The organism is Arthrobacter cryoconiti (assembly GCF_020905375.1).
GTDB classification, from domain to species: Bacteria; Actinomycetota; Actinomycetes; order Actinomycetales; family Micrococcaceae; genus Specibacter; species Specibacter cryoconiti.
On sequence record NZ_JAJJBU010000003.1, the window covers coordinates 282,564 to 308,702 of the forward strand.

The window sequence follows — 26,139 nt, forward strand, 5'->3', positions numbered from 1 at the left end:
TATGGGGCAAGCCAGATCGCGTCCGCTTTTGTTGGGAGAGCGCACATCATGAGTACATCGAACATCGATTCGGAACTTCATTCGAACGCGCGATACGGGTATACCGAAGCCATTCGACGGTTGTCAGCGGGGCGCAAGTACACAGGGCAGAACGCACCCGCATATTCACGTTTCGTGAACAGGCGCTTAGGACGGTATCTGGCTGGATTAGCATATTGCGCGGGTCTGAGCCCGAACGCCGTGACGGGGATCAGTGCGCTGATGACATTTTGTGCCATCACCCTGTTGGCTGTCGCGCCCCCAACTGTGCTGCTCGGTGGGACGGTCGGGACTCTTTTAGTACTTGGGTATGCCCTTGACTCTGCGGATGGACAATTAGCCCGGCTTCTAGGTCGGGGAAGTGTCGCCGGCGAGTGGCTCGATCATATGGTCGATGCGCTGAAGGTGTCGGCTCTGCCTTTGGCATTGATGGTGGGTCTTTTTCGTTTCAATTCTGTACCTTCTTGGTGGCTCGTGGTTCCGCTAGTGGCGACCGTATCTGGCTCAGGTCTATTTTTCGGAATGATTTTGACTGAACAGTTGAGACGTCAACATGAACCGACGAAGATGACTTCAAAATCGGCAGGAGATATTCCCCTGTGGACGAGATCATTAATGGTCCTACCTATGGACTACGGGATCTTGTGTATTACTTTTCTCTTGTTCGGTTTTTTACCAGTATTTCTGATTATTTACACCTTGATTACTGCGCTGACGCTATGCTTCTTTGTACTGGCAGCACGTAAATGGTTTATTGAATTAAAGAGGCTCGATGAAGATCCAAAGAGTCGCAGTTAGAGCTTTCTCTGATAGTCCAATAATTCGGTGCAAGAATAGTTTATGGAGATTTGTTGCTATGTTAGGTTCAGTTCAACGGGGAGCGTTTGCGGCACGGTCTAGATTCATGGTGCCGGGAAGTCGGACGGCATGGAAAAATCTCCTAACGTCTGATTCGATCACGCCCGATGCTCTCAAGGGCCTGAAGACCGATAGGTCGATAGCAATTGCTAGATTCGCCATGGAACATTCGAAATTCTATTCCGATTTTTATCACGGACACGGCTTTTCGGTTGGAGACTTGAAGGACCCCGCCGCGTTTTACGAATTACCGCTGACAACAAAGGAACTACTGCGCGAAAACTTTGACAGTATTGTCTCGGATGAACGGACGGTGGCAAACAGCGTACTTTCCGTATCAAGTGGAAGTACTGGCCAACCGCTGAAGATGTATAGAGACTTGCGTGTGCCTGCCAGAGCCTTTGAATGGCGGTTGCAGAATTGGTGGGGACTGGAACCGTGGATGAGCACAGCGGTGATTGACCGCCATTATCGGACGAAGTCTGCACATTGGAAGCAGCAATTACTGTGGTGGCCTGCAGGACGAATCCAGCTAGACACCTTTGACATCAGTGATCAGGCCGTGAGGAAATTTGCGCATGCGTGGCAAAGGAACAAACCAGAATTTTTGATCGGCTATATTGGTGGGATTTTAGCACTCACCCGGATAGCTGCAGAAAAAGGTATTTTTCTTGCTCGTCCCAAAGCTGTGGCCGTGACAGCCGGTCCGCTTTCTCAGGCCCAACGGGTAGAAATCGAAGAGTACTTCGACGCACCAGTTTACGATCACTATCGGACGACGGAAGCAAACTGGATCGCGGGTGAGTGTCAAGAACAATCTGGTCTACATACATTCGACGATATTAAGAACGTTGAAATCGTTCAGGACGGACTTCCCGTTCTTGACGATCGAGACGGAGAATTGGTCGTTACCGACTTCGACAATAGAGTATTTCCAATCATTCGGTATCAACTTGGCGACGTGGCTTCCCGCATTGATGGTCCGTGTGCTTGTGGGCGTCCGCACAACAGAATTAGTCAGGTCCGCGGTCGGACATCTGACTTTTTGGTCCTCCCGAGCGGGAAGGTGATTCTAGGAGGACTGACGGGACTGTATGCGGGCGCTGACGTCTATGTCCGCCAGTTTCAAATCCACCAGGAACAAGATTATTCGATCGTTGTCCGTTGCCTGTTGAGTGAACATCCCGATGCCGTTCAGGTGGCACAGTCCAGACTTGCAGGGCTGCGAGCCAATGTTGGCTCAGAAGCGGCCGTAAGACTGGAAATTGTTCAGGCAATTGCACCCCAGGGCGGAAAGTTTCGGTTCATCACCAGCGACGTCAGAGGTTCAACTTCGACGGTGCCCCGATGAAACCGCTCCGTGTGATGGAGTCGTTCGCAATGCCACGCCCAACGACGAATCCGTACATAGCCCAGCTTGCTCAGTCGCTAACGAGTGAACCCAATTGCGACTTGTTATTGTTCTCTTTCGCAGGAGCAATTTTCAGAAAATACGACGCTTTTCATGTGCACTGGCCCGAGGTTATTTACCGGGGAAGTTCGCCGTTGAAAAGCCTCCGGCGCCAGATCCTGACGGCAGGCATCCTCACTCGGATTCAGTTGACGAAAACTGCGCTTGTAAGAACCCGGCATAACATTGCTAGGCCCAGTGGACTGAACCGGCGCGAAGAATTTCTTGATCGATGGTTTGACCGTCTGACCACATTGGACATCTGCCTCAATGATGCGGCTGAGGAGACCGCAACTGAACGTTCCATGGTCATTCCTCATGGGCATTACCGGGAGTGGTTCACGCCGGCTATACATATTTCACAGGTGCGTGGGCGTCTAACCTATTTCGGTCTAATTCGCCGGTATAAAGGAGTCGATGGTCTTGTCTCATCTTTTCTAGGTACATTGACGCCTGGCCTTACATTGTCCGTTTCCGGGAACCCATCGACGCCGTCACTCAAAGAAGAACTTATAAGCCGCGCCGGCAGTGACAGCGGGGTGAGCTTCGACTTCAAGTTTCTCTCCGATACGGAGCTGGTCTCGGTTGTCACCCTGGCAGAGCTGGTTATATTGCCTTATCTCTTTATGCATAATTCGGGAGCAGCACTAGCCGCTTTGTCGCTAAACCGCCCTGTTCTAGTTCCTGACACGGAAGTTAATCGCGCACTTTCACAGGAAGTCGGACCTGGGTGGATATACCTTTTTGATGGCGTCATCACGGCGGAAGCCATCGATGCGGCAATCTTAGCGCTGCGTGCCGAACCTCCTGTTGTAGAGCCCAATCTGGATGCTCGGTCGTGGGAGACAATGGGTGCCCAACATGTGAGTGCCTTTAGGGTTGCTTTGGGCCTCAAGGGAGGCTCCGTGTGGAGTCAAGAGATGGAGACACACTTGCGGCAATTGGGTGTTCGAGTAGGTGCTCGACATGACTGACTTGGACAAGACACAAGCCATTCAATTCGCCCTAATTGTAGTCAACTACGGGTCTAGCCATCTGCTCTCCGAGAATCTCGCTGGTATGAACCTTGGTCTTCATCACGGACTAATCATCGTGGTTGATAACTTCACGACGAACTCAGAGCGGCAGAAACTGCGGCAATTGGGAGTGGTGGAAAACTGGACTGTGCTCGAGCTTGACGAAAATGTTGGATTCGGTGCTGGCGTGAACGTTGGTGCTCGCCATGCTTTTGACTTGGGCCTGGCATCAATGGCGGTTATAAATCCTGATGCCAGAGTTTCGCCGGAAAATTTGCTCAAATTGATTCAGGCTACTCTTGATGATCCAAATGTGATGGTATCACCAATTATTCGAACCAGCTCGGGCGCTGTTTGGTTTGACGGTATGGATCTTTATACAAATTCCGGCAGAGTAGCAAGCAGTCGGCGGCGGGTTTTGCCTGCAGGCCCCAGCGAACCTTGGATTTCAGGCGCTTGCTTTGCTGTCTCTAAATACATGTGGGAGTCCGTCGGCGGATTTGACGAAGACTATTTTCTGTATTGGGAAGACGTCGATTTATCAAGACGCGTGGTGCGGCAGAGAGGACGCCTAGCTGTTCTTACGGATGCAAGTGCGGTGCACGATGAAGGAGGCACGCAGAAGAGTGCAGGAAGACCTGGCAGCAAATCCGAAGTTTATTATTTTTATAATATTCGGAATCGTCTTATCTACGCTGCAAAACATGGCGACGACGCGCAATTGAAATCTTGGATTCGTGCTACTCCTCGAGTCTCATACGAGATCCTACTGGGCGGTGGTAGGCGACAGTTCCTTTCTAGTATTGCACCATTTCGTGCTTATATTAAGGGGATTTTTTTCGGCTGGCAAATGATGAAAGAAATACAAAAAAACAAAAACATGGCGACTGGTCATGTCACTAGAAGTGTTAAAGGAGAAGGCTCATGTTCATAAGAAGGAAGAAGGGGGGTTGTAAAGGTGCGGCGAGTAGCGACGACCGAATCATCTATTTGACTGGCGCCGATTATTCGAACTCCGGATCAGCAAGTGGCCGCACCGGTTCGAGGGTGAAGCAAGGAAGGCTGCTTCTTACGTCCATTTTGTTCGTTATGGCGACAGGCTCGATAATGCTGGCGGGCTGCACCGCACCGACTAGTAACAGTGCATCTCCGTCAGCCGGCGTATACGGAGCTGCGTCACCGGCACCTTCGGCTGCTGTGGCGCCACCGCCTTCAGCGACTGGACGCTCCACTGCTGTTCCCGCACCTGCGGCAGCATCGTTGTCTGATGAGATCGCCAGCGTTCCTCCGGGACCGTTGGTTGCTGTTTCTCTGGATGCAACAGCTGATGTGCAAAACAATATTACGATCAACGTTCAGAAGGCCAGTGCCATAGACGCTAAGGCCGAAACACCAGGAGAGATTTCTGGACCTGCAATTGCTTTTACGGTATCAATTCACAATGGGTCAAAAAGCCCGATCAATGTCGATTCGGTAGTGGCTACTCTTTTACAAAAAGACGGCAATCTTGGTATGCCCACCACCTCTGATCCTTATCATGCGTTTTCAGGTGACATTGCACCAGACGCAACCGACCAAGGAACCTATGTCTTCCTTGTCCCCATCGGCGATCGTCAAGGACTCAACTTCACTGTTGAATATCTTGCAGGATCTGCCCGTGCACAATTTACTGGCGATGTCCCGTGATACGCCATGAGCCCCTCAACGGAGTGAGAATGAAACCGAGAATAAGCCCATATAGGCACGCTGTTCTGGCATTAACAATGGCTATTGGAACGCTCAGTCTGTTACTAGTTGGCTTGGTTGCGCCAGCCTCAGCTGACACACTTTTGCCTGGACCAGCACCAATAGAGCAACGTTCGAGCACTACGGTCACGAGTGATCAGTTGCCCACTGTCCAGATTGATCAGGGAGTGGTGTGGACACAAGAAGTTGTGGGCAACACTGTCTTTGCAGGCGGTTCGTTTAGCAACGCTAGGCCAGCCGGTGCGGCACCAGGGACCAGTCTGATCCCACGGAGCAACATACTTTCCTATGACATCACCACGGGCGTCATCACATCGTTTGCTCCTTTGATCAATGGAACGGTGAAGTCGATCAAAGCGTCTCCGGACGGTACCAGGTTGTATGTGGGAGGCACCTTCAATTCTGTGGATGGCCAGACGCGGTGGAACCTTGCCGCGTTCGATCTTCCAAGCGGGACACTTGTTCCTAATTTTCAAGGAGCAGTAGGAGGTTCTTACGTCAACGCGATAGCAGTGACTGATACCGCCGTCTACGTGGGCGGTCTCATTGGTGCCGGTAATGGAGTCAAACGGCAAGGTTTTGCGGCATTCAACACTAAGGGGGGACTGCTTGGTTGGGCTCCAACCTCTGATTTGCAGGTGGATGCAATGACTCTGACACCCCAAAAAGACAAGCTGATTGTGGCTGGGCGATTTTCACAGATCAATGGTGTTTCCGAACGCGGACTGGCCGCTCTTGACTTGACGACGGGCGCACTTCTGCCCTGGGCGGTGACGAATATTGTCAAAAACGGGTGGGGGACAGGATCAAATGCAGGCAAAGCCGGCATTTGGGCTCTTTCCATCGATCAAAATGCTGTTTACGGAACTGGCTGGGTCTTTGCTGATGCCACCGTCGGTAATCTTGAAGGGTCGTTTTCCGCAGACCCTGCAACCGGAGATGTACGTTGGATTGCGGACTGCCACGGTGACCACTACGGTGTCTACTCGGATGGAACCACTGTTTACACGACCAGCCATGAGCACGCCTGTGAGTCTGCAGGCGGAATGGTGCAAAAACAGCCCGAAAATATGCGCAATGCAAGTGCAACCACGGCAGCACCGAAGGGAACATTAAGCCGGAGCCCTTGGGTGAACAACATCTACGTAGATTGGAGCGGGTATCCGGCACCAGCCGTTGTTGACTGGTATCCGGACTGGATAACTGGCTCAGCAACCGGAATGGGACAGGCAGGGTTCTCGATTGTTGGCACCGGAGGCTTTATCTCCGTGGGTGGCGAATTTGTGGGAGTAAACAATCAACGCCAGCAAGGACTGGTCCGCTTTGCTGCGCAACCGCCGGGAGGCGCAAAACAAGGCCCCCGGATCTCAACAGCGAATTGGACACCCAGTGCTAGATCGGTGGCAGCAGGGGCCGTTCGGGTGTCCATTCCCGCAAATTGGGATCGTGACGACCTTAACTTGAGCTACAAACTGATGCGCTCAGGAACATCCACGCCCGTTGCGACGGCAACCGTCCAATCGACTTACTGGAACATGCCAGCAGTCACGCTTTCAGACACGGGTCTACTTGCTGGATCGACGCAAAACTACACGATTGTTGCCACTGATCCCGATGGAAACAGCGTCACAAGTTCTCCCGTATCCGTTCAGGTCAGCAGCGCTACAGCAAGTCCATATGTAGCGCAGGTGCTCGGAGACGGACCATCCCTATTTTGGCCGCTTGGTGGCAATGCCTCCACCGCAGCCGCGGATTGGGTCGGCGCGAACAACGGAAACGTAGGTACCGGAGTAGTTTCTGGCACCGGACCCGGTGCGATCTCGGGGGACAACTCACCTGCGTCGACATTCAATGGGACAAATAAGGGGATTATTGGTACATCCAATGCTCTGACCGTGGGTTCATCGTTTTCCACCGAGGTTTGGTTCAACACCACCACCAACAAGGGTGGAAAGATCGTTGGGTTCGGTTCATCTGCCAATTCAGCGTCGTCGAGTTATGACAGGCACGTTTACATGCTAAACAACGGAAAGGTGACGTTTGGAACGTATCCCGGGACAGTGAAGACGCTCACGTCCACGGCTGCATTCAATGACGGGCAATGGCATCACCTGGTTGCCGAACAAGGAAGCGACGGCATGAAGTTGTTCGTGGATGGAAACCTTGTTGGTTCAGATCCGCAGACGACTACAGCGCAGTCTTACCAAGGATATTGGAGGCTTGGCGGTGACAATCTAAACGGCTGGCCAAATCAACCCTCAAGTGATTACTTTGCCGGTTCGCTGGATAATTTCGCCGTCTACGACACAGCCCTTACTCCATCACAGGTGGCCTCGCATTATGCGCTGGGAACAGGTCAGGGCGTTCCGACTGCGTCTTTCACAGCATCGGTTGTGCCGGGGACATTAGGGATCGCCTTTGACGCGACTGCGTCGACTCCTTCGGCAGGCCAGACTATTGCATCCTATGAATGGGACTTTGGGGACGGAACCAACGCCACAGGGGTAACGGTGACACACGACTATGCCGCGGCCGGAACCTATCCTGTGGTTCTGAGCGTGAAAGATGCGGCTGGTGTTCCAGCGACGACATCTCAATCGGTGGTGGTTGCTGCACCTCATCAGCCGCCAACGGCAGTGGCAAACCACACCACGACGGGAATGACGACGGCATTTGATGCAAGTGCTTCAACTGCGAGCGATGGGGCGTCTATCAGCGGATATGCATGGGACTTCGGGGATAGCACTACGTCCACGTTAGTGAACCCCACACACACGTATCTGGCCCCCGGAACATTCACTGCGACTCTGGTGGTGACTGATTCAACGGGAGTTGCTAGTCAAGGGGTACAAACGGCTATCACAGCAACGCATGCGGCCCCCGTCGCGTCCTTTGTCGCGACGCCTTCAGCTCTGGTACTTTCAGTTGATGCCACAGGATCAACGGCTAGCGACGGGGCATCACTTACGTATTCTTGGGACTGGGGAGACGGGACTCCGCCAGGTGCTTCAGCGACGGCACAACATACCTATGCAACGAGTGGAAGTTACACTGTGAAGCTGACCGTTCAGGACAGCATGCAGGGCAGCGCCGTGGCAGTTCAGGCAATCCAAGTGTCCACTCAGGCTTTCATCGCAAGGGATGACTTTGCGAGAACTTCTGCGTCAGGCTGGGGCGCTTCCCAGACGGGTGGCACGTGGAGTGGAACCTATGGGCTTTCCGTCGCGGGTGGGACCGGAAACATAGTGATGGCCCCAAGTCAGACCCTCAAGACATCTTTGTCCGGGGTCGCCGCTATCAATAGTGATTCGACCTTCACCGTAGGTACGGACAAAGTTGCAAACTCGACTTTGCAACTCAACTACGGAGTTGATTCATCCGCGGCTGGAGAGTACCGGCTGAAATTGAGATTCATGGCCTCGGGTGCCATCAATGTTGGGCTTGGCAAAGTCGTAGGCACAGCTGAGACTTTGCTGGCGGACAGACCTCTGACGGGCTATTCACAGCAAGCCGATCAGAAATTGCAGGTTCGTTTCCAGTCGGTAACTTCCGGAGCTAGCACCACGATCCGGGCGAAGGTTTGGGTGGATGGACAAACTGAGCCTGCAACCTGGTTCGTGACAGCTACGAGCAGTGATCCAACGCTGCAGGTTGGCGGCACAGTGGCCCTGAAAGCCTATTTGCCGGGGGCTACGACCAATGGTCCCATTACGCTCAAGATTGGTAACCTGGCAGTGATCCCGATGAACTAAATGACTAAGTCCCATGCTGCCCCGGGCAGTTGTAGGCGGTACTTCGGACAATGCCGAGGTGCATCCTGCAACTGGCTGGGGCAGTTTGCTTGGCAGAGTGTGCTTGGGGCGCTTACTCATGTTGAGTGGAACACCACGCCGCATTGGAAAAAGGGCTCTAGGCGAAAGAGTCAATCGAACTTCGGGAACAGGATGGTTCTATTCTTCTTTAGTGCAGCGCCCAGAATCCAACCTGAGCAAACCGAAGGATTGACTTGATCCTGCAACGGGTACCTCTGAACAATTGATCTTTAGTGCAGCGAGTTCGTGAATTTCTACTGGACCAAATCCTCCTCTGGTGTAGATGACATACATTGGGGAAGAGGAGGAAGGAGCGGTGCTTTCGACGGTTAGAAGCGGGTCTATGGAGACTATCGTCCTGAATTCGATGACCGGCTGGGTACCTGCTATTAGATTCTCTTGAAGTGTCTTACCAAAACTTGCGTCGTGGGTCGCGTACGCGATCCCGGCGTTGACGCCCGTCTCGCTGTAGTGCTGGAGGAAAATAACGCTGTCGCCTACAGATAATTTCGAGGACAAGGCGGCGGCAAGCGCAGGGAAGTCGTCTACCCACCACGACGCCCGCAGGGCCGTGGCAGTTGTGGCCGCGGAAAGCACAAATATCGTAGCAGTAGCCACGGCGAGTCCGACTGCAGGCCATTGGCGCAACTTTCGCGGGCGAGCTGACGTCATAGAGTGTGCAGTCTTGTTCGGTCCCGTGTCAGTGAAGGAATAATGCGCGACGGCGGCCAGCGCCAGTGAGAGTCCGAGGATACTAGGCAGAAGGTAGGTGGTGCGTAGGAAAGGTGCAGCTAGAAGGGACTCACCCGTTAGGACCAGCCACGGAAACACGAAGAGGGTGAGCGTAAAGCTAAACCTCTTCATCTCCTGGCGACGCATTGCACCATTGAACTTTATGAATAAAAGCAGCACTCCGCCTGCGAGCACAATTGATACCAAGGCAAGAGCGAGGGCCTCAAACCACGTCAAGCGTCCGTCTTTTGTAAAAACGATCAGGCTGGCCAATGAGCCAATAATCGTTCGATAGTTGGGGACTGGGATCCAAGATACTTGCCCGCGCTGAGAAAATGCTGCTACTGCAATTGGTGCGATGAATAATGTGCCGATAAGCGTGGTGCAGAGCCACGTCAACACCTTTGTTTTGTTGATGCCAATGACGAGAACAGACGTTGACCCAATGGCTAGTAGCGCCATGAGATGCATGAGGCCGGCGCCAGAGAGAGCGATCCCATAGCCAATCCAGGCGTAGACATGAGGGCCTGGCGAGATTGCTTTCACAAGGAAGTAGCCAGACATGGCGACAAACATCGTTGCCAGTGCGTATGGTCTGGCAGTAGCAGCCATCTGAAAAAATAGTGGGTTCAGAGCCAAGAGCATGCCCGCTACGAATGCGGGTGCTGGCCCCCACCATCGCAGCGCAATCATAGCAAGGAATGCTACGGCTGCTGTTGCTGCGACTATGGACAGAAGCCGTAGGCCGAAGTCATTGGGTATCGCTGAATATACGTAGTGGACGAGGAAATAGTAGGGCGCCAACACTGTATCAACGTGGGAAACTGCACGTGGAAGATCGTCAATATTCAGTGATGCAAATGACCAAGTTGCGAATTCATCGCGCCACAGAGGTCGTCGTAAAGACGAGATGAGTGAAAAGCAGGACACCACCAGTATGGGGAATAACACGGAAAGAAAATTTCCGTGCCGGTGAACTGAGCCAACTATACGATTTAGAGTCACGGCTGAGCCTTTTCGCGGCGCAGCATGAACGCCACCCCGATCAGCTCGCGCATATCGCGGCGCGGCGCTGGAATCAGCAATGCCGCCGCGTATAGAACGATTACGGCTCCCGACGCACTGAGTATTTGAACCCACGACCCGAAATTGGCCGTCCACGTTGTTGCCATGTAAGCCGCTCCCGCTGCGACGGTGGCCAGTCCGCCCATCCGTAAGAATGCAGTTGTAAACATCCGGATCGGAACTCCTTGGATTGTCTTAGCAATCCAAATCAGGGAAAGCGGCCAAGAAACTATCGCGGAGATGAAATAGCCAGCTGCGACTCCTGTGACACCCCAATGAGCTCCGATGACTAGGCAAGCGATCTTGATTCCGACACTGACGAGGTTGAACTGGAACAGTGCACCCGTAATGCCCTTGGCAACGTAAACCCAGTAGCCGAAGTAGCCGAGTGTTTGAAGTGCCGCTGAAGCCGCCAGAAAGGCTAGTATGGGCGCAGAGCTAAGCCATTCGCGTCCGAGGAGTATATCGGTAGCAGGAAGTGCTGCTCCTGTTGCTATGGCCAGTGCTGGAACTATTGAATAGCCCAAAGCGGATTGTCCGACTCGAGCAAATTTCCAGAATCTCTCCGGTGCCTCCTGCAATCGCGAGAGTATGGGGATCGCCACGTTGGTGATGGGTGCGCGAAGCTGATTGGCAATGTTCATGACCAATTGAAACGGCCGGTTGTAAATTCCCAAGGGAGCCGGACCAAATGCGAGTCCTATGGTGACGGTGTCAGCGTTGTTACCTGCATATGTGATGATTTGGGTTGCTACCATGTGCCCTCCGAAGCGTAGGAACGCCTTTATCGGAACGCCACGACGTGGCAGGTGCGGCAACCAACGGCAAGCGGCGGCCGAAACCAGAAGCACAACAATAGCTTGGATGATTAGCTGCCCGGCCAGCGCCCAAACACCAAAGCCCAAAACTCCCATGAGAATGGCTGTTCCCAAACCGATGGCTGATGAGGTGAGGTCTATCAAAGCAAGCGCAGTGAAGCGAAGTGAACGGGTCAGGCTTGCCCTGAACTGGGTGGCAATTCCGTTGATGAGGAAAACTACCGCGATGGATTGTGAGAGTTGAACCAGTTCGGCATGTCCAAAGAACCCCGCAATTGCCCAAGATGAAAAGAAAACGATGATCGAGAGTGCGAGCCCAATCGCTGAGTTGATCCAGAATAGCCAGTCACGCTGTTCCTCGCTAAGGGATTTGGCTTGGACAGCGGCTTGGGAAAGCCCGAAATCCCGAAAGACTTCGGCGATGCCAGCTACCGCCATAACCATGGCAAACAGTCCGTAATCATTGGGACTTAAGAGCCGGGCAAGGACCACAACTGACAATAGTTGGATGAGGATCCGTCCGCCCTGCCCGGCGATTGTAACGCTTGCTCCTCTTACTGCCCGGCGACCAAGGCCATCCTGTGGTTGGGTGGGGTTAGAAGTTGATGGCATGGGTGGCTCAGAGCACCAAAGTCCGCTCAAAGGGCCGCGTAGGATTCGCGGCAACACTCAGTCCAGAAGTAGTGGTGGGGACTTCTTGTTCCGGAGTCATGGAAGTTTCTAGCCGCAGCTTGGCCCCAGCAAGTAATTGAGCAAGCTCGGGAAAACTTGAGTAGTGGGGTCCCAGTAGATGGGAAGATCCCGCCAGCATGTAGAGATCGGCGACGGAGGCTCGCAAGGCGGAAAGACTGTTATATTTCCCTTTATCTTCCGTTCCGAAGCAGCCACTGAACGCTTGTTGCGCTCTAAGGAATGCTTCTGGCGTATCTGCACACACATAAAAAGGTACATCCGGCCACATGACGCGTAACTGACTCATTCTTTCTAGATACCACTCCAGAGGTGAATGTTTCAGAGTCAATGCGTGGGCATTGGACTTCGTCCTGATCATGACACCCACATAGCCGCGGTGGACTGATGGACCATCATTGGCGGCACTCTCAATGAGCCGGATCACTTCCTTGGTGGGCGTCAGTTTTCTTAGTTCAGTTTCCCATGACGGCAAATTCGTTGGAAGCACTATGGCATGAGGGGTTCGAATTTGCCATAGACGCTGTGTCCGAGCATCTGCATCCAGCCAGTCCAATGAGTGGTTGACATACGGACTACGTAAAGCCAGAAGTCTAGATACGGGGAGCGGGACCACAGGCGCATCAAACTCCCACAATTGGTCTAGACGTGCACCAAAGGTTGGTCCGGTAGGCCAGGTGTAAGCGAAGGAACGCCCCTCCGCTTGCGCTAGAGTCCGGCAGCCAAGAACCACGCGAACACGATTACCGAGGCCATGATATTTGCCTGTGACAGCGATAAGAGCTGGTGATTCTGTAGCAGCCTTCAAACCGCGCAAAAAGTTACTCATGTGGTTTTGGCTCTTTCGGTGCCGCCCGTCGAGTTCTGTGACGCTACAGAAGTGCGACCCGGGGCACGGGTGCCCACCCGAGGTATTTTACGTTTGTACTCGTCGTAGTAAACATCGCGCCGCTTTGATGCCCGGACCCGATTGAGAATGATGCCGGAAACGTGGGCGCCAGCTGAGTCGAGGACATCCGAGGCTTGTTCAAGCTGAATTTGTCGGAGTTTGGAAGCGTCGACGACCAACACGATTGAGTCGACCAACTGTGCAATACCAGAGACATCTGCGACCGATAAGACGGGGGCAGTATCAATTATGACGAAATCGTAGATTTCTTTGGCCTGCGAGATAAGGCTGGCCATGCGGGCTGAGCCGAGTAATTCGGCTGGATTCGGCGGTAAGGATCCTGCCGAAAGAATCTCAAGAGTTGTGTCGCTGAAGCGCTGTGTGGCCTCGTGGAGTGGAATGTCTCCCAGCAAAACGGTGGTCAAACCGATCGCATCTTCGAACCCGATGTAATCGGCAACCCGTGGGCGGCGCAGATCAGCATCGATGAGAAGAATCCGTTCTTTGGTTTCTGCCATGACCAGGGCAAGGTTCAGCGCAGTGACAGTCTTCCCTTCGCCAGGGATCGCTGAGGTGACCGCAATTGTTGTGGTGGCGTGGCTGGCCGAGGCAAAGCGAAGACCTGCCCGGATTTGTCGAAAGCGTTCCGTGGCCGAACCATTAGGCAAACGCAATGCTATGGGTCGTGAGTCGCGGCTGGGCCTTGTCGATTCTGCAAACCCCAAGAGCGGGCGCTCTGTCATGGATTTCAAGACCGCCACAGAACGAACCCGCGTATCCAGTAAAGCAGTCAACAAGATGGCAAGAATCGACAAGGCCACACCAAGAATCCCACCGAAGAGTGCGTTCTGTTTCTTGTTGGGTGAGGATTGAAATTGAGGTGCGATTGCTGGGTCGATCACATGGGCCACGACGCTGGAATTAGTGGTGCTCTCTACCGGTGAGACCTGGGAAACTGCCTTCGCTAAGTGGTCTGCCGCGCTATTCGCGATTCGTGCGGACAAAGACGGATCGGCCGTGTCTGCTTTGACTTCTAAGATCACGGTGTTTTGCGGCGCAGTGACGGAAAGGCTCCGCAAAATATCATTTTTGGACATACTCGCCCCAATGTCTTGGGAAACCCCGTCCACCACTATCGCGGAGGTCGCTAATGCTGCGTAAGAAAGCATTTGATTTTGCGTGTACGTGGATCCCTGATTGATGTCAGAGCCGCTGGTGCCTGTCCGTAGAGAGAAGAACAAGGAAGCACTCGCGTGGTAGACCGGCGTGATTGTGTAGGACAAGGCGAACGCTCCAAGGCCACCCACTACTCCGGCGATAACCACTACATACCATCGCTTACGTAGGGCAGCGATTAGTCGTGTGGATCGAGTCGTGTTGACCGCAATCACGGGAGCCATGCTTGGTCCTTTCGTTTCCAGCTCGACACTGCAATTCTGTCTTTAATGTGGACCGAATTTGCTGTTCGTCCCGGGGTCAAAGCGTGAGAGGCAACAGCAAGTCCAGCCAGAAACCAGACAAACGTGGCATATTGAGTGATCAGTGCAACGGTGGCAAACCCGGGAATCATCCCAATTATTGCTACCGACGACGGAGTCCCCCGACCCCTGAGTACGGAAATAACACAACATGCAAGTGCGGCGATGACGAGAACAAGTGGAACCAAACCCAATCGTAGCGCAGTGAGTATCATTTCGCTGTCGATGGATTGAAATCCACCATAATAGGTTTGACCGTTGGGGGAAACTGTCCAGGTGGGTGTGATTCCCAGAAGTGAAACGCTGCTAAAAAGGGAAAAAAGACTGGATCGGTATTCAGCGCTTCCTGAGGCTTCCTGCCCCGCTGAGGAAAACACATCGAGGAGTAAAGGCACACCGATGGTTGCGACCACAATTGTCATTACAGTTACTATTTTTCTTACGTTGGCGGGAATCTGAGGGCCAAGTGCGATGAGGGCCACAACAATGGTGATTGCGATTCCGATAACACCGATTCGGCTAAAGGTCATGCCCACTGCCACCATGACCAGGAGCAACGATAATGCCCGCAGCCAGACGGGCCAACGCGCAACCAAAACGAACACCGAGCCCATCGCCAAGCATGCACCCAGAGCAATCGAGTGCCCAAAGGCGCCTTCGACGCGGAGTAGCCCGCCGCGATACTGGAGATCATGCCAAACGTTAAATAGGGCATTGTTTGCATGTATACCAACAAAAATATTGACTCCGCTGAGGAATTCAACAACAGCCAGGAGCGAGGCAATAACCGTTCCGATCGCAAGAGCGGAATAGATCCAGGGCAGGCCGACACGACTAGAAATGAGCCGCCCGCCGGCATAGGGCACGATCCATCCGAACAATACGATGACCAGATGTCCCCAAAGAATCCAACCGAACATCCATAAAATTATGACGAGGAATGTGAAGGAAATAATGAGGACATCCACAATTGACAAGTGGAAGTTTCGCAACGTTGACGTAGCGATTATCATTAGGGTCATCACTGTGATGGCTGAATAAAAAATACCTGCTTGGACTCCGACCCAAATTGGTACAAGGAACAAGACAAGCGTCCATGCCGCCACGAGTGACCTGGGGGACCAACGAAAAAAGAAAAAAGCGTTAACGCCGACGGCCAGCGCAATAGCCCCAAGGAGAATGATGCGGAATTCGTTGTTAGTCATAGGTGCACTCCGGTCGCTGACGAAGGTCCATGCCCAGGGCGGCCAACGATGAGTGTCGCACGGATAAACTCCACTTCGAACCGAATGTCTGTGCTTATTCTATGCACAGCAAACGTTTGCAGGTCTCCAATGGTTGCTTTCATGGCGGCGCGGCCGGCCCGTTTGGTGGTTGATAGCGCTGGAACGCATGTAACGCCTGGCATGTCGATCTGTGAGGTGTCGGCACAAATGCTAGCGTCCGGCGACGGTGGACTTGATTATGCGCAGCACTTTCGTTCACGCAGCGTGCAACTACTTGACCTCAGCCATTACAGCTTAGTGTTAGGCGCAACAAGAGCGATTCGCAGCGAGACAGTCCAACAAAACCCTGCGGTGAGGAACAAGGCGTTTACGATTCAAGAGGCGCTTATCTTGCTCAGGGAGGGGCTCACTGAAGCGGAGGAAGTCGTTTTTCGACAGGAAGGCCCTGCGCCCGTGATGATCGCCAGGCGGGGTACGACAGCAACCCCCGGTGAGTTGCAAGGACGAATGATCAAAAGTCGTGAACATCCCTTGGATCTAGTCGACGGTCACATTGAGCGAAAAAAGCGACGTCACCAAGCCACCCTCCAACGTGCTGCAGCGATGGGTACGGAGCTGGGAAGTGCGCTTCTCCAATGGCAGGACAGCGTTAATGGGGCCTTGGCGCAGAACCCCTAAGTAGTCTGTTTCGAGAAAAAATTCCTAGAGCAAAGGCTTTTCACATGCCCACTATTGCGGGCCAGCCCGTCGTCGTAGCAATTACAACGTTTAAGCGCCCGAAGCTGCTGGGCGAACTTCTTGATACGGTCCAGGCGTTTGTGCAGAAAGTTCCACAACCATGGGTTGTCTCGGTGCTGGTTGTGGACAATGACCCAGCGGAAACGGCGAGGACAGTTGTAGCAACGCGAATCGGCGTGAAATATGTTGCCGAGAGCAAACCGGGGATTGCTGCTGTGCGGCAACGTGCGATTGACGAGGCCGGCGAGGGGTCATTGCTGGCGTTTCTTGACGACGACGTTTTCCCAGAAGCTGCTTGGCTTGGGGAACTCCTGAAAACCTGGCAAAGCTACTCACCAACTATAGTCGCTGGATACGTGAACTATTCCTACCCCGACGTTACAGATGCCTGGGTCGTAGGCGGCGGTTTTATGCGCCGGGATACGCGTCCGACTGGGGCGGAGTTGCAAGCTGCTGCAGCGGGCAACATGTTGGTTGACGTAACTGCCGTTCGAAGTCTTGGCGTTCGATTCGATGCAACCTTGGGCTTCTCAGGTGGCGAAGACACTTTGTTTACCAGGCAAGTTGTTCGGTCCGGCGGAAGGATTATCTGGTGTCAAGAGTCTGTGGTGGCCGACTTCATACCCTTGGAACGCACTACTCGTAAGTTCTGTTTGAACCGAGCCAGGTCCCATGGCAGTACGGCAGTCCTTGTTGACCTTCGACTTGCAGCGTCCCCCACTGCGCGGATGATGGTGCGCGTCAAAGCCCTAGTCGGTGGGCTGCTTCGCATTGGGTGGGGCCTGATCAGGAGTGCCGCAGGAAAAGTCACTTCGCAGGAAGGTAAGGCGGGAACGGGTGCTCGAATAGCGTCAAGAGGCCTAGGAATGCTTGGCGCGTCCCTGGGACTCCAGTCGGACGAGTATCGACGCTGAGGTCTGACGCTCGACCCGCTGGCCTGCAGGTCTGGGTACGCATGCGCTCTCATCAGTGCAATAATTAAGTGCAGCAGATATGACTTAATCGAAATCGTCCAAAAATGCGCCGGTCCTGATGCAGAACTTGGCCTAGTCCGAAGACACAGAGGAGCATGCATTTTGGTGTTGACATCCACTGATCATTTCCACGATGGCCCCTTGAATGATGTGGAAGTGCTCCGTATCCGCAATGACTTCCCCATCCTGGACCAGGAAGTCAACGGGCAGCCATTGGTGTACCTGGATTCTGGGGCCACCTCGCAAAAGCCCATCAGCGTCATGGAGGCAGAGCAGGAGTTCTACGAACAACGCAACTCCGCCGTGCACCGCGGGGCGCACACCCTGGCAGTGGCCGCCACGGACGTTTTTGAGGATGCCCGTGCAACAGTTGCCGCGTTCATCGGCGCCCAAGAAAACGAGCTTCTTTGGTGCGCCAACGCTACGGCGGGACTGAACCTGCTCGCCTACTCCTTCGGCAACGCCAGCATTGGTGAGGTCTCCCCGGAAGCCCGCCAGTTCGCCGTCGGGCCAGGGGACGAGGTATTGGTGACCGAGATGGAGCACCACGCCAATCTGGTTCCGTGGCAGGAATTGTGCCGTCGAACCGGTGCCACGTTGAAGTTTATCCCGGTCGTGGACGACGGCTCCTTGGACATGGAGGCCGCTGCGGCGCTTTTTACGCGTCGCACCAAAGTGTTTGCCTTTACGCACGTCTCTAACGTCACCGGAGTTATCAACCCCGTACTGGAACTGACGGGCATGGCGCATGACGTCGGCGCGCTAGTGGTCCTGGACGCCTGCCAATCTGCCCCGCACTTGCTTCTGGACGTCAAAGCCTTGGACGTGGACTTCGCTGTATTCTCCGGCCACAAGATGTTGGCTCCTACTGGAATCGGTGCAGTGTATGGCCGGGCAGAGTTACTTGACGCGATGCCTCCCTTCCAGACAGGAGGTTCAATGATCACCACTGTCACCATGGAGCAGGCCAGCTATCTGCCCTCGCCACAACGTTTTGAGGCAGGAACGCAGGCCATCTCACAGGCTGTGGCGTTCGCGGCGGCCGTTAACTATCTCAGCGAGACCGGAATGGCTCGCATCCACGAGTGGGAGAACTTCCTGGGCCAGCGCATGGTGGTCGGTTTGGAAGCCATTGAAGGGATCCGTGTGCTGGGACCGAGTGCGGGCACCGCGCGGGCGGGGTTGGCGGCGTTCGCCGTGGACGGCGTGCACGCGCACGACGTCGGCCAGTTCCTTGACGCTGCCGGTATCGCCGTGCGCGTGGGACACCATTGCGCGCAGCCGCTGCACCGCAGGCTGGGCTTGAGCGCCTCAACGCGGGCGAGCACCTATCTGTACAACACCACCGCTGAGGTTGACGCTTTCCTGGCCGCAGTGGCCGGGGTGCGCCCCTATTTTGGGATCACTGGAGCATAAAAATGAGTGCATTAGATTCGCTATACCAACAAATCATTTTGGAGCAGTCGAAGACTCGCACCGGTGCTGACCTGCCCAATGATCAGTTACAAGGTCTGCACCTGCCGGCGGGAACAGGGCAAAGCCATGAGCTAAATCCCGTCTGTGGAGATGAGATCACTCTCCGGGTGGAAACGTCCCCGGGCGCTGACGGTCAGCTGGTCTCCGGGATCCACTGGGCTGGCGATGGCTGCTCGATTTCCATGGCGTCTGCCTCCATCCTGAGTGAATTGATGGTGGGGCTGGCCGTGGAGGAAGTCCACGACTTGATTGAGAACTTCCGTGAAGTGATGCGTTCTCGCGGCAAACTTCAAGCCGATGAAGAGGTCTTGGGAGATGCGGCTGCCCTCTCCGGCGTTTCCAAGTTTCCGGCGCGAGTTAAATGCGCCATGTTGGCATGGGTAGCTACAGAAAATGCTTTGGCACAATTGAGCTAGCGCGGGCTCACCCGCGTTGCCTGGGGGAGCCGCCCTGCTAGCGAGCTTGGCTAGCGATCGTTTTTTTCGGTGTCGGCGGGCCTTGCGGTGTCCGGGGTGGCGCGCGTGGAAGCATGACTGGTCGCAGTTGGCGATGTTCTCCGGATGACGCGCCGAATGAAGAGCAAGCACAGGGCTGCACCGATGGCGGCTCCGGTGGTATTAGCTACGACGTCCAGGCCTGAGGCAAAGCGGTTGGGCAAGAAAAGGCCTTGGCTAAGTTCTACAAGGCATGAGATGAGGGCGCCCCCTGCCGTTCCCAGCCAGAAACTCTTGAAGAGCGTGGCAATGATCAAACCCATGGGGACGAATAGAGCAATGTTGGCGGTGAACTCGATCTGAGGGTAGTCAATGAATTTTGGCAGGCCGTAACTATGTGCCCATGACAAGGTCTCGTGCAGGTTTTTGATGACGGGCTTGTCAACGGGAGAGGGCCAGAACAAGATCAAGGCCACTGCCAGCAAATATGCGAAGGCCAGTGTGATGGCAATGCGGTGGTGAGGCTTGATCATTGGGCTCAGTCTTGTTGATACACATCCGGGATGCCGTCACCGTCACTGTCCCGGGTCTCCAGCTCTGACAGTTTACGGTAATGCTTGTTCCTACTGCGTAAGACCACGGCGGCAATCATGGCGGCAATAACGGAGCCGGCTAAAATTGCCACTTTCGCGTGGCTGTAGTGGGGGCTGTCGTCACCAAAGCTGAGCTCGCTGATCAGCAATGACACGGTGAATCCCACCCCGGCCAGCAGCGCAAGCCCTACTACATCGATCCAGGCGAGTCCGTCGTCGAGTGTGGCTTTGGTGGTCTTGGTGACTAGCCAGGTGGCCCCAAAGACTCCCATGAACTTCCCAACCACCAGTGCAAGCACAATGCCAATGGCCACGGAATCGGTGAACGCGGATTTGAGTCCAGAGAGCCCGCCCAGCGCCACGCCGGCGGAGAAAAATGCGAACAACGGGACAGCCACGCCCGCAGAGATCGGCCTGACTAAATGCTCAAAGTGTTCAGCCAAACCGGGGCCAGCATCTGGGCCACCACGTTTGGCGGAACGGATCACGGGAACGGCAAATCCCAGGAGCACTCCGGCCACGGTGGCGTGGATGCCGGAAACATGTACCAAAGCCCAGGTGGCAAAAGCCAAAGGGAGCAATAGGTACCACGTGCGAATGCGTTTTTGGACCAGCCATGTGAAGGCAAGTAACGGCAAGACTGCTAGCGCTAGGAACTGCAGTTGTAAGTCGCCAGGATAAAAGACTGCGATGATGGCGATCGCGATCAGGTCATCCACCACGGCCAAGGTGAGCAGAAATGTGCGAAGAGCAGTCGGTAAGTGTGTGCTGATGACGGCCAGGACCGCCAGAGCAAAGGCAATGTCCGTTGCGGTCGGGATGGCCCAGCCCCGAAGAACGTCAGCACCCGCCGAGAAATTGATCAGGGTGAATACTATGGCCGGGACGATAACGCCTCCGACTGCGGCGGCGATGGGAACCGCTGCCCGGGCCGGGTTGCGTAGTTCACCCGCGACAAACTCCCGCTTGAGCTCCAATCCGGCCACAAAGAAGAAGATGGCCAGCAGACCGTCTGATGCCCAGCCTCCCAAGCTCAGGTCCAGATGCAGGAAATCGGGACCGATCTTAAAATCGCGAAGCGCAAAGTACCCGTCTGCGAACGGCGAGTTGGCCCATAGCAAGGCAATGATGGTGGCTGCCAAGAGAAGCAAGCCACCCACTGTTTCTGAGCGCAGGATGGCGCCGATGCGCAGGGTCTCTTCATGGCTGCTGCGGGTGAAAATTTTGCGGGGGAGAGGCAAATTCATAAACTGGGCCGGTCATCTCTGTGGGTCAAAAATACGTGAAGGTATTTTGGGTGCGGTTTTGGCATTGCCGACCAGACTTCCCGGCGCACCTAATGTTCAGTTTACACGCTTGGAGGCAGGCCCCCGGTGCGGAGGATCGCCAGCTCGGTGACGGTTGCCTCCCCGCACGAGTTGATGGTGAGCAGAGTCGCCTCAAGAGTTGGGTAGTTCGCCTCCCGAAGTAGTTGGATAAGTCCCTGCGCAAGATTTCCCAAGCGGAGCGCTCCGACCATGATGCTGGCGGAGTAGAGGCTAAGCGCTGCATCCATGGCGTCATCCCAGGAGCACGTTTCAACAGCCATCTTCAGCCGTGAGAACCGCGGCTGGGACATCGCAACGTAACGGTCCACAAAACGCTGGCACACGGACGCGTCGCCGTTCAGGGAGTCCTGCAACGAGCACAGAGTGGGTATGGACACCAAAGGCAAGGACGAAACAGAAGTAATGCGAACCATCTTCTTTCCCTGCACGGCGGATAACTGCGAAGGGCTCAACTCTAACGCGCTCAAAAGCGCGTTACTCATGTTTTAAGACCACTTGGGGTGATCTTGGGGAAATCTTGAGCACATGGGTGAAAGCTGTGTTTTTCTTTGACTTTTCTTTTGCATTCCAAGGTGCCTTTCTTGAGGTTGCCAGCGGATGGTTATGGCTATCAGCAGGAAAGCCTGCTGGATGAACTACCAACAGTTGAACTTGAAACAAGGGGTCTCACAATGAACAAGATGGCAAAAGGCGCTATGGCAACCGGTTTGGGCGTAATCCTGTTGGTAGGTGGTGGCGGAACACTCGCTACCTGGAACCAAGCACAGAGCGCATCCATGGGATCCATCGTCGCCGGTGATTTGAATCTTGCTCCCAGCGCTACTAATGGCACCGGCCAATGGGCCACCGCAGCCGGCACCAAGATCGCAAACATTGCCGCCTACAAGGTGGTCCCCGGTGAGGCCCTGACCTACACGCAGAATCTAGACCTGACGTTGGTGGGAGATCAGATGAAAGCCACTCTGGCTCTCACGGGTGCCGGAGTCGATAACGGGTTCGGCACCAATGTGGGCGTCGTTACCACTGTTGCCAAGGGCGCCAAGACTCTCACCGGGGTCACTTTGCTTCCCGCAGATTCCGGTGCCATCACTGCCACCACAACGTTCACCTTCAAGGTGGCAACAACGGGCCGTGACGCCGTGAACGCCACCTACAACTTCTCCACGGTCGGTTACAAGCTGGAGCAGCAAGCCCCGACAGCTTAGCTTCACCGCTTCTCAGCCAGGTCGTCCTGACACCGAGTCAAATTACATCCACGAACACGGTGGCGTTTCAGGCACCGGCCACCATCCTTGTACGGAGATGAAATGCGCACCACTCACATGATGAAGGCGGCAGGCTTAGTCCTAGCCGCAGTCATCCTGGGATTGTTGGTGGTACAGGGAAGCTACGCATTGTGGAATAAGCAGGCAAGCATGGCCGCCGGAACCGTCCAAGCTGCGGATTTTAGGATCAGCCTGACCGATACAAACGCGTCCAACACCACGGATATGACTCTTCCCAACGGGACAGCGGCAACCTTGGCGCTGAGTACCAGCCCAATTGGCGTGCTGGTTCCCGGGAAACCAGCCTATGCGGGAGTTGCGATCGCCAACGTAACGAATGCCAGCGGTGATTTCACGGTGCAAGCAACCATGGGCACCGTGAGCATTCAGAACGACGCCGGCGGGCTGGCTGGATTCCTCAATGTCAAGGCTGTTGCGGCAGCCTCACTGGATAAGTGCCCCGATGCGTCGCTCTTTACAGGGGTGCCAACCAGCGCTCTTCCCTCAGAGAGCATTGCAAAAAATTCCAGCACCGCTATTTGCTTTCAGGTGATGCTGGCCCCCACTGCCCCCGCGAGCACTGTGGGCAAGAGCGCCAGCATCAGTATTCCACTCCTCGTTACCCAGAAGTCTTGAAAGGTCTCTCATGACAACCCTGCGTATGTTCCCAGCGTCCACAACCGGTGTTGAAGCTGGCGAAGCACTGGTAGCTGAGGGTGCCTTGACCCGCAGGGATGCGCTGGGTGCATCGCGTAAGGGAAAACCTAAAGCTGCGCGGTGGGTTCTCCACGCAGCCGCTCGGGCGGTATCTTTCCTGCTGCTGATGTTCATGGTGCTGGCCGCATTGGTACTCATTGGCGTTCCGATGGTGACCGGTTCGCAGACGTACACGGTGCTGACGAATTCAATGGCTCCGCACTACGCGCCTGGGACGTTCCTAGTTGTAAAGCCCATCGCTTTTGATGAATTGCGCGTGGGCGACGTCATTACGTACCAGATCGACTCTGGCAAGCCCGCCGTCATCACCCACCGCATCATCGAAGTGGGAGCAACCCAGAGCGGCCAACGGGTCTTCACCACCAAAGGAGACAACAACTCTCTAGCTGACCCGAATCCCGTTGAGCAGGTTCAAGTCAAGGGCAAGCTGCTTTACGCCGTCCCGCTGGTCGGGTTCGCAGCTAATGCGGTGGGTCAAACCGGTCGCAGCGCCGTGCTGCCGCTCGCTGCCGTCGGGTTGATTGGCTTGGGCGTCTTCACCATGATCCGTGGGGCCAAGAACGGCGACAGCTCACGAAAGAAGGCAGGGCATCGAGCATGAGTAAAAGCCAGCGCGCGTCGCAGCTTTCGCGAAAGCACCGGCTGGGCGTTTTTGCTGCCACACTCCTTGCGCCCCTGTGCTTGATGGCACCTCTTTCACTGCTAGATGCTGGTAGCGCCGCGGCTGCGGATGACGCTTTGGAATTGGCCAACGACGGCGTGAACTACAGTGCGCTCGCGGCCGGTCAGCTCTTTGACCATGTGGACGGTTTTGTCCCAGGCGAATCACGCACCGGGTCCGTATGGGTCCGCAATACCGGGCAGGATCCTGCCGTGCTTTCCGTGGGCGTCACAAGTGCTAACGAAGCTTCAATGTTGCCGGCATTCCTAGAAATGGGTGTGCAGCGCAGCGGAACAGCATCGACGCCGGTGCGACTGGCCGGGGGAGGAGCGTGCCGCAGCGTAGCGCGCGGGCTTGAACTAGCTCCCGGCCAGTTCATGAAATTGGAGTTGACGCTGGCTCTGGTGCAAGATGCCCCCAATGGCACACGCCAGCAAAGCAATGATTTTGGGTTGCTGTTTCTCCTGCAGGACACATCGAACACGTTTGAGGTGTGCGACGCGAAGGCTGGCCCGTTGACAATGGGCGTCACCCCGCCTGGAACGGCTTCCGCAGGCACACATTCGCCGCTCAATATCCCCGGGGAAGCTAGCCCGGTGAGCACTGCTCCTGCAAGCCTTCTTCCTACAAGTACTGTTGCTGCCGGTACTGGACCGCAAGCAGTGATGCGCCGGGGTTTTCAGGGGTCCGCGTTCCTGGCAGCCGTGGCGCCGGGTGGAGAGGATTTAGATGCTTCCAGAGTGCCCAACGGAAACTCCGGCGGAATCCTGCCGTCTGGGGTCGTGCCAAAGTTTATGTCAGTCAGTCCGCAAAGTAACGTGGTGGGAAACAACCGGGAACCCGAAGAGCTTCTGATCTTGGGTCTGGTCGTTCTATGGTTGGCTTTGAAGATCCGCCGACGGAAGGGAAGCGCCTCGTGACTAAATCAGCAGAGTCCGCGGGCCCCCAACGTGATTCCGGCGGAGCCCGACCCAAAGCCAGCAAGGGCCGGTTGGGACGGCTGCGTTCGCTACCCGGATTCACGGTGGCGGCCACGACCTTTGTGCTAGTCGTTCTTTTAAGCGGTGGTGGGATGGCAGTTGCTCAGTGGCAGCAAAGCGCAACCGCTACCATCACCGTCACCGCTGGTGCCGCCGCCGTTGTGCCACCGTCTGGACCCAATGTGGTTGCTAACCCGGCCATTGCCACCCGACCCTCAGTGCAAGACCCGGAACGAGTGCGATGCCAATCGGTTCTTCCTCAGGAAACGTTAGCTAAGGCTACTTCTGCGGATATCAAGTTCACCTGGACAGCTCCCGCCACTGTCACCTCTTACACAGTTTCGCTTGACTTTATTGGTACGGGTTATACGTACTCACAAACCCAGGTGGTGAACAGCGCCGTTGCGATTTTCAAGCTGCAACGCACGCAGGCAGCGTTTGGCAACTACGCTTTGCGGATCCAGCCCATGAATGGTGCGGCAGCCGGAGACGCCATCTACCGTACCTATCAAAATGCGTCGCAGCGCTCCGATAATTGCTTCTATCTCAGTCCTGACGGCAGGTCGCCCTTAGGTACACCAGTTATTAGCACAACCGGGATGGTGAAGGGCGACACCACGGCCTCGTTGCCGATCACGTGGACGGCTGCTAGCGGCGCCACCAGTTATGTTGTGACCCTGACACCCAAGTCCAGGCCCCTATCAACGTATGGTCTTGAGGCGACTGTAAGCGGGCCGGAATTCACACTGATTTTTCCACGCGCACCATCCGATAGATTCGGCAACCCTGCTAACTGGGTTGATATCTGGGCCACCTACTATGGTGATTACACGCTGCGTATCCAGCCCATGAACGGATCGGTGGCAGGGGACCCTGTGTACACAATCGTCCACTATTCACATTGGACCGGCACCATAGACGGTTAGGTAAACATCTGTTCAATTGCTGGCTGGATTCGACTATTCACCCTGCGTATGCAAGAAGCTAAAGGTTATTTGTTGGAGAGTTCGCCCATATCCTCCAGCGTGAATCCCCGGGGTTTCATGGAACGGATCACCAGGAGCCGGTCTAGGTCCACGGTAGACTTGCTGCATCGGGCCCGGACAATGGAATTAGTAGTCCGCGTGGCCCATCAATATTTTCTGGCTGTCCAT

24 protein-coding genes are annotated in these 26,139 nt (G+C 55.0%); 15 read left to right on the forward strand and 9 right to left on the reverse strand.

Features of this window, described 5'->3' with window-relative positions; genetic code table 11:
• Positions 1-48: 48 nt before the first annotated feature.
• From LOH53_RS01515 to LOH53_RS01530, 4 genes are read left to right on the forward strand one after another with little or no spacing between them, the layout of a single operon-like run.
• Positions 49-837 carry a CDP-alcohol phosphatidyltransferase family protein gene (locus LOH53_RS01515; RefSeq protein WP_230065942.1) on the forward strand — a complete coding sequence of 263 codons (789 nt, stop codon included), beginning with the start codon at positions 49-51 and terminating at the stop codon, positions 835-837.
• On the forward strand, positions 812-2,248 hold the full coding sequence (locus LOH53_RS01520; RefSeq protein WP_230065943.1) for a phenylacetate--CoA ligase family protein: 1,437 nt from the start codon (positions 812-814) through the stop codon (positions 2,246-2,248). Before LOH53_RS01515 ends, LOH53_RS01520 begins: the two co-directional genes overlap by 26 nt.
• Before the next feature lie 29 nt (positions 2,249-2,277).
• Positions 2,278-3,321 (forward strand): glycosyltransferase family protein, encoded by a 1,044-nt coding sequence (locus LOH53_RS01525; RefSeq protein ID WP_230065944.1) that lies wholly within the window; start codon positions 2,278-2,280, stop codon positions 3,319-3,321.
• On the forward strand, positions 3,314-4,297 hold the full coding sequence (locus LOH53_RS01530) for a glycosyltransferase family 2 protein (protein ID WP_230065945.1): 984 nt from the start codon (positions 3,314-3,316) through the stop codon (positions 4,295-4,297). Before LOH53_RS01525 ends, LOH53_RS01530 begins: the two co-directional genes overlap by 8 nt.
• Before the next feature lie 70 nt (positions 4,298-4,367).
• Here the strand turns inward: LOH53_RS01530 and LOH53_RS01535 are convergent, their stop codons facing one another.
• Entirely contained in the window at positions 4,368-4,595 is a 228-nt protein-coding gene (locus LOH53_RS01535; RefSeq protein ID WP_230065946.1) for a hypothetical protein, read from the reverse strand.
• A 28-nt stretch (positions 4,596-4,623) separates the two neighbouring features.
• Between LOH53_RS01535 and LOH53_RS01540 the strand changes: the two genes are divergently transcribed.
• Positions 4,624-5,049, forward strand: coding sequence for a DUF4352 domain-containing protein (locus tag LOH53_RS01540; protein WP_230065947.1), 426 nt, complete (start codon positions 4,624-4,626; stop codon positions 5,047-5,049).
• A gap of 77 nt (positions 5,050-5,126) precedes the next feature.
• Positions 5,127-8,861: a PKD domain-containing protein gene (locus tag LOH53_RS01545; protein WP_230065948.1), complete on the forward strand. Its 3,735-nt coding sequence runs from the start codon at positions 5,127-5,129 to the stop codon at positions 8,859-8,861.
• Between the two features lie 198 nt (positions 8,862-9,059).
• Here the strand turns inward: LOH53_RS01545 and LOH53_RS01550 are convergent, their stop codons facing one another.
• From LOH53_RS01550 to LOH53_RS01570, 5 genes are all read right to left on the reverse strand, one after another.
• Positions 9,060-10,460, reverse strand: coding sequence for a glycosyltransferase family 39 protein (locus LOH53_RS01550; protein WP_230065949.1), 1,401 nt, complete (start codon positions 10,458-10,460; stop codon positions 9,060-9,062).
• 194 nt (positions 10,461-10,654) lie between these two features.
• The gene (locus LOH53_RS01555; protein ID WP_230065950.1) at positions 10,655-12,148 is read right to left on the reverse strand and encodes a lipopolysaccharide biosynthesis protein; all 1,494 of its coding nucleotides are present in this window, start codon (positions 12,146-12,148) and stop codon (positions 10,655-10,657) included.
• A 7-nt stretch (positions 12,149-12,155) separates the two neighbouring features.
• Complete coding sequence (locus tag LOH53_RS01560; RefSeq protein ID WP_230065951.1) at positions 12,156-13,055, reverse strand: O-fucosyltransferase family protein; 900 nt, start codon at positions 13,053-13,055, stop codon at positions 12,156-12,158.
• Positions 13,052-14,515, reverse strand: a complete 1,464-nt coding sequence (locus LOH53_RS01565; protein ID WP_230065952.1) for a polysaccharide biosynthesis tyrosine autokinase — start codon at positions 14,513-14,515, stop codon at positions 13,052-13,054. The genes LOH53_RS01560 and LOH53_RS01565 overlap by 4 nt, the downstream gene beginning before the upstream one ends.
• Complete coding sequence (locus LOH53_RS01570) at positions 14,503-15,798, reverse strand: hypothetical protein (protein WP_230065953.1); 1,296 nt, start codon at positions 15,796-15,798, stop codon at positions 14,503-14,505. Before LOH53_RS01570 ends, LOH53_RS01565 begins: the two co-directional genes overlap by 13 nt.
• 84 nt (positions 15,799-15,882) lie before the next feature.
• On the opposite strand from LOH53_RS01570, the gene LOH53_RS01575 reads away from it, so the two are divergent.
• From LOH53_RS01575 to sufU, 4 genes are all read left to right on the forward strand, one after another.
• Positions 15,883-16,497, forward strand: coding sequence for an arsenate-mycothiol transferase ArsC (locus LOH53_RS01575; protein WP_268250848.1), 615 nt, complete (start codon positions 15,883-15,885; stop codon positions 16,495-16,497).
• A gap of 44 nt (positions 16,498-16,541) precedes the next feature.
• Positions 16,542-17,471 (forward strand): glycosyltransferase family 2 protein, encoded by a 930-nt coding sequence (locus LOH53_RS01580; RefSeq protein WP_230065955.1) that lies wholly within the window; start codon positions 16,542-16,544, stop codon positions 17,469-17,471.
• Positions 17,472-17,672: 201 nt separating this feature from the next.
• On the forward strand, positions 17,673-18,947 hold the full coding sequence (locus LOH53_RS01585; RefSeq protein WP_230065956.1) for a SufS family cysteine desulfurase: 1,275 nt from the start codon (positions 17,673-17,675) through the stop codon (positions 18,945-18,947).
• Between the two features lie 2 nt (positions 18,948-18,949).
• The gene (sufU, locus tag LOH53_RS01590; RefSeq protein ID WP_230065957.1) at positions 18,950-19,423 is read left to right on the forward strand and encodes a Fe-S cluster assembly sulfur transfer protein SufU; all 474 of its coding nucleotides are present in this window, start codon (positions 18,950-18,952) and stop codon (positions 19,421-19,423) included.
• A gap of 50 nt (positions 19,424-19,473) precedes the next feature.
• Here the strand turns inward: sufU and LOH53_RS01595 are convergent, their stop codons facing one another.
• The 3 genes from LOH53_RS01595 to LOH53_RS01605 form a co-directional block, all read right to left on the reverse strand.
• Positions 19,474-19,974 (reverse strand): VanZ family protein, encoded by a 501-nt coding sequence (locus LOH53_RS01595; protein WP_230065958.1) that lies wholly within the window; start codon positions 19,972-19,974, stop codon positions 19,474-19,476.
• Between the two features lie 5 nt (positions 19,975-19,979).
• Positions 19,980-21,281 (reverse strand): Na+/H+ antiporter NhaA, encoded by a 1,302-nt coding sequence (gene nhaA / locus LOH53_RS01600; protein WP_230065959.1) that lies wholly within the window; start codon positions 21,279-21,281, stop codon positions 19,980-19,982.
• 101 nt (positions 21,282-21,382) lie between these two features.
• Positions 21,383-21,844: a hypothetical protein gene (locus tag LOH53_RS01605; protein ID WP_230065960.1), complete on the reverse strand. Its 462-nt coding sequence runs from the start codon at positions 21,842-21,844 to the stop codon at positions 21,383-21,385.
• Between the two features lie 99 nt (positions 21,845-21,943).
• On the opposite strand from LOH53_RS01605, the gene LOH53_RS01610 reads away from it, so the two are divergent.
• The 5 genes from LOH53_RS01610 to LOH53_RS01630 all read left to right on the forward strand — a co-directional run bounded on the left by LOH53_RS01610 (position 21,944) and on the right by LOH53_RS01630 (position 25,911).
• Positions 21,944-22,567 carry an alternate-type signal peptide domain-containing protein gene (locus tag LOH53_RS01610; RefSeq protein WP_230065961.1) on the forward strand — a complete coding sequence of 208 codons (624 nt, stop codon included), beginning with the start codon at positions 21,944-21,946 and terminating at the stop codon, positions 22,565-22,567.
• A gap of 102 nt (positions 22,568-22,669) precedes the next feature.
• Positions 22,670-23,263: a hypothetical protein gene (locus tag LOH53_RS01615; RefSeq protein WP_230065962.1), complete on the forward strand. Its 594-nt coding sequence runs from the start codon at positions 22,670-22,672 to the stop codon at positions 23,261-23,263.
• A gap of 10 nt (positions 23,264-23,273) precedes the next feature.
• The gene (locus tag LOH53_RS01620; RefSeq protein WP_230065963.1) at positions 23,274-23,945 is read left to right on the forward strand and encodes a signal peptidase I; all 672 of its coding nucleotides are present in this window, start codon (positions 23,274-23,276) and stop codon (positions 23,943-23,945) included.
• A complete protein-coding gene (locus tag LOH53_RS01625; protein WP_230065964.1) occupies positions 23,942-24,925 on the forward strand; it encodes a hypothetical protein in 984 nt (327 codons plus the stop codon). The genes LOH53_RS01620 and LOH53_RS01625 overlap by 4 nt, the downstream gene beginning before the upstream one ends.
• Complete coding sequence (locus LOH53_RS01630; RefSeq protein WP_230065965.1) at positions 24,922-25,911, forward strand: hypothetical protein; 990 nt, start codon at positions 24,922-24,924, stop codon at positions 25,909-25,911. Before LOH53_RS01625 ends, LOH53_RS01630 begins: the two co-directional genes overlap by 4 nt.
• The last annotated feature ends 228 nt before the right edge of the window (positions 25,912-26,139 follow it).

Excerpts from the sequence above, each read along its gene's own strand:
- LOH53_RS01515 (WP_230065942.1), top strand. The coding sequence starts at position 49 with ATGAGTACATCGAACATCGATTCGGAACTTCATTCGAACGCGCGATAC.
- LOH53_RS01520 (WP_230065943.1), top strand. The coding sequence starts at position 812 with ATGAAGATCCAAAGAGTCGCAGTTAGAGCTTTCTCTGATAGTCCAATA.
- LOH53_RS01525 (WP_230065944.1), top strand. The coding sequence starts at position 2,278 with ATGCCACGCCCAACGACGAATCCGTACATAGCCCAGCTTGCTCAGTCG.
- LOH53_RS01530 (WP_230065945.1), top strand. The coding sequence starts at position 3,314 with ATGACTGACTTGGACAAGACACAAGCCATTCAATTCGCCCTAATTGTA.
- LOH53_RS01545 (WP_230065948.1), top strand. The coding sequence starts at position 5,127 with ATGGCTATTGGAACGCTCAGTCTGTTACTAGTTGGCTTGGTTGCGCCA.
- LOH53_RS01555 (WP_230065950.1), bottom strand. The coding sequence starts at position 12,148 with ATGCCATCAACTTCTAACCCCACCCAACCACAGGATGGCCTTGGTCGC.
- LOH53_RS01560 (WP_230065951.1), bottom strand. The coding sequence starts at position 13,055 with ATGAGTAACTTTTTGCGCGGTTTGAAGGCTGCTACAGAATCACCAGCT.
- LOH53_RS01565 (WP_230065952.1), bottom strand. The coding sequence starts at position 14,515 with ATGGCTCCCGTGATTGCGGTCAACACGACTCGATCCACACGACTAATC.
- LOH53_RS01570 (WP_230065953.1), bottom strand. The coding sequence starts at position 15,798 with ATGACTAACAACGAATTCCGCATCATTCTCCTTGGGGCTATTGCGCTG.
- LOH53_RS01575 (WP_268250848.1), top strand. The coding sequence starts at position 15,883 with ATGTCTGTGCTTATTCTATGCACAGCAAACGTTTGCAGGTCTCCAATG.
- LOH53_RS01580 (WP_230065955.1), top strand. The coding sequence starts at position 16,542 with ATGCCCACTATTGCGGGCCAGCCCGTCGTCGTAGCAATTACAACGTTT.
- sufU (WP_230065957.1), top strand. The coding sequence starts at position 18,950 with ATGAGTGCATTAGATTCGCTATACCAACAAATCATTTTGGAGCAGTCG.
- LOH53_RS01595 (WP_230065958.1), bottom strand. The coding sequence starts at position 19,974 with ATGATCAAGCCTCACCACCGCATTGCCATCACACTGGCCTTCGCATAT.
- nhaA (WP_230065959.1), bottom strand. The coding sequence starts at position 21,281 with ATGAATTTGCCTCTCCCCCGCAAAATTTTCACCCGCAGCAGCCATGAA.
- LOH53_RS01605 (WP_230065960.1), bottom strand. The coding sequence starts at position 21,844 with ATGAGTAACGCGCTTTTGAGCGCGTTAGAGTTGAGCCCTTCGCAGTTA.
- LOH53_RS01615 (WP_230065962.1), top strand. The coding sequence starts at position 22,670 with ATGCGCACCACTCACATGATGAAGGCGGCAGGCTTAGTCCTAGCCGCA.
- LOH53_RS01620 (WP_230065963.1), top strand. The coding sequence starts at position 23,274 with ATGACAACCCTGCGTATGTTCCCAGCGTCCACAACCGGTGTTGAAGCT.
- LOH53_RS01625 (WP_230065964.1), top strand. The coding sequence starts at position 23,942 with ATGAGTAAAAGCCAGCGCGCGTCGCAGCTTTCGCGAAAGCACCGGCTG.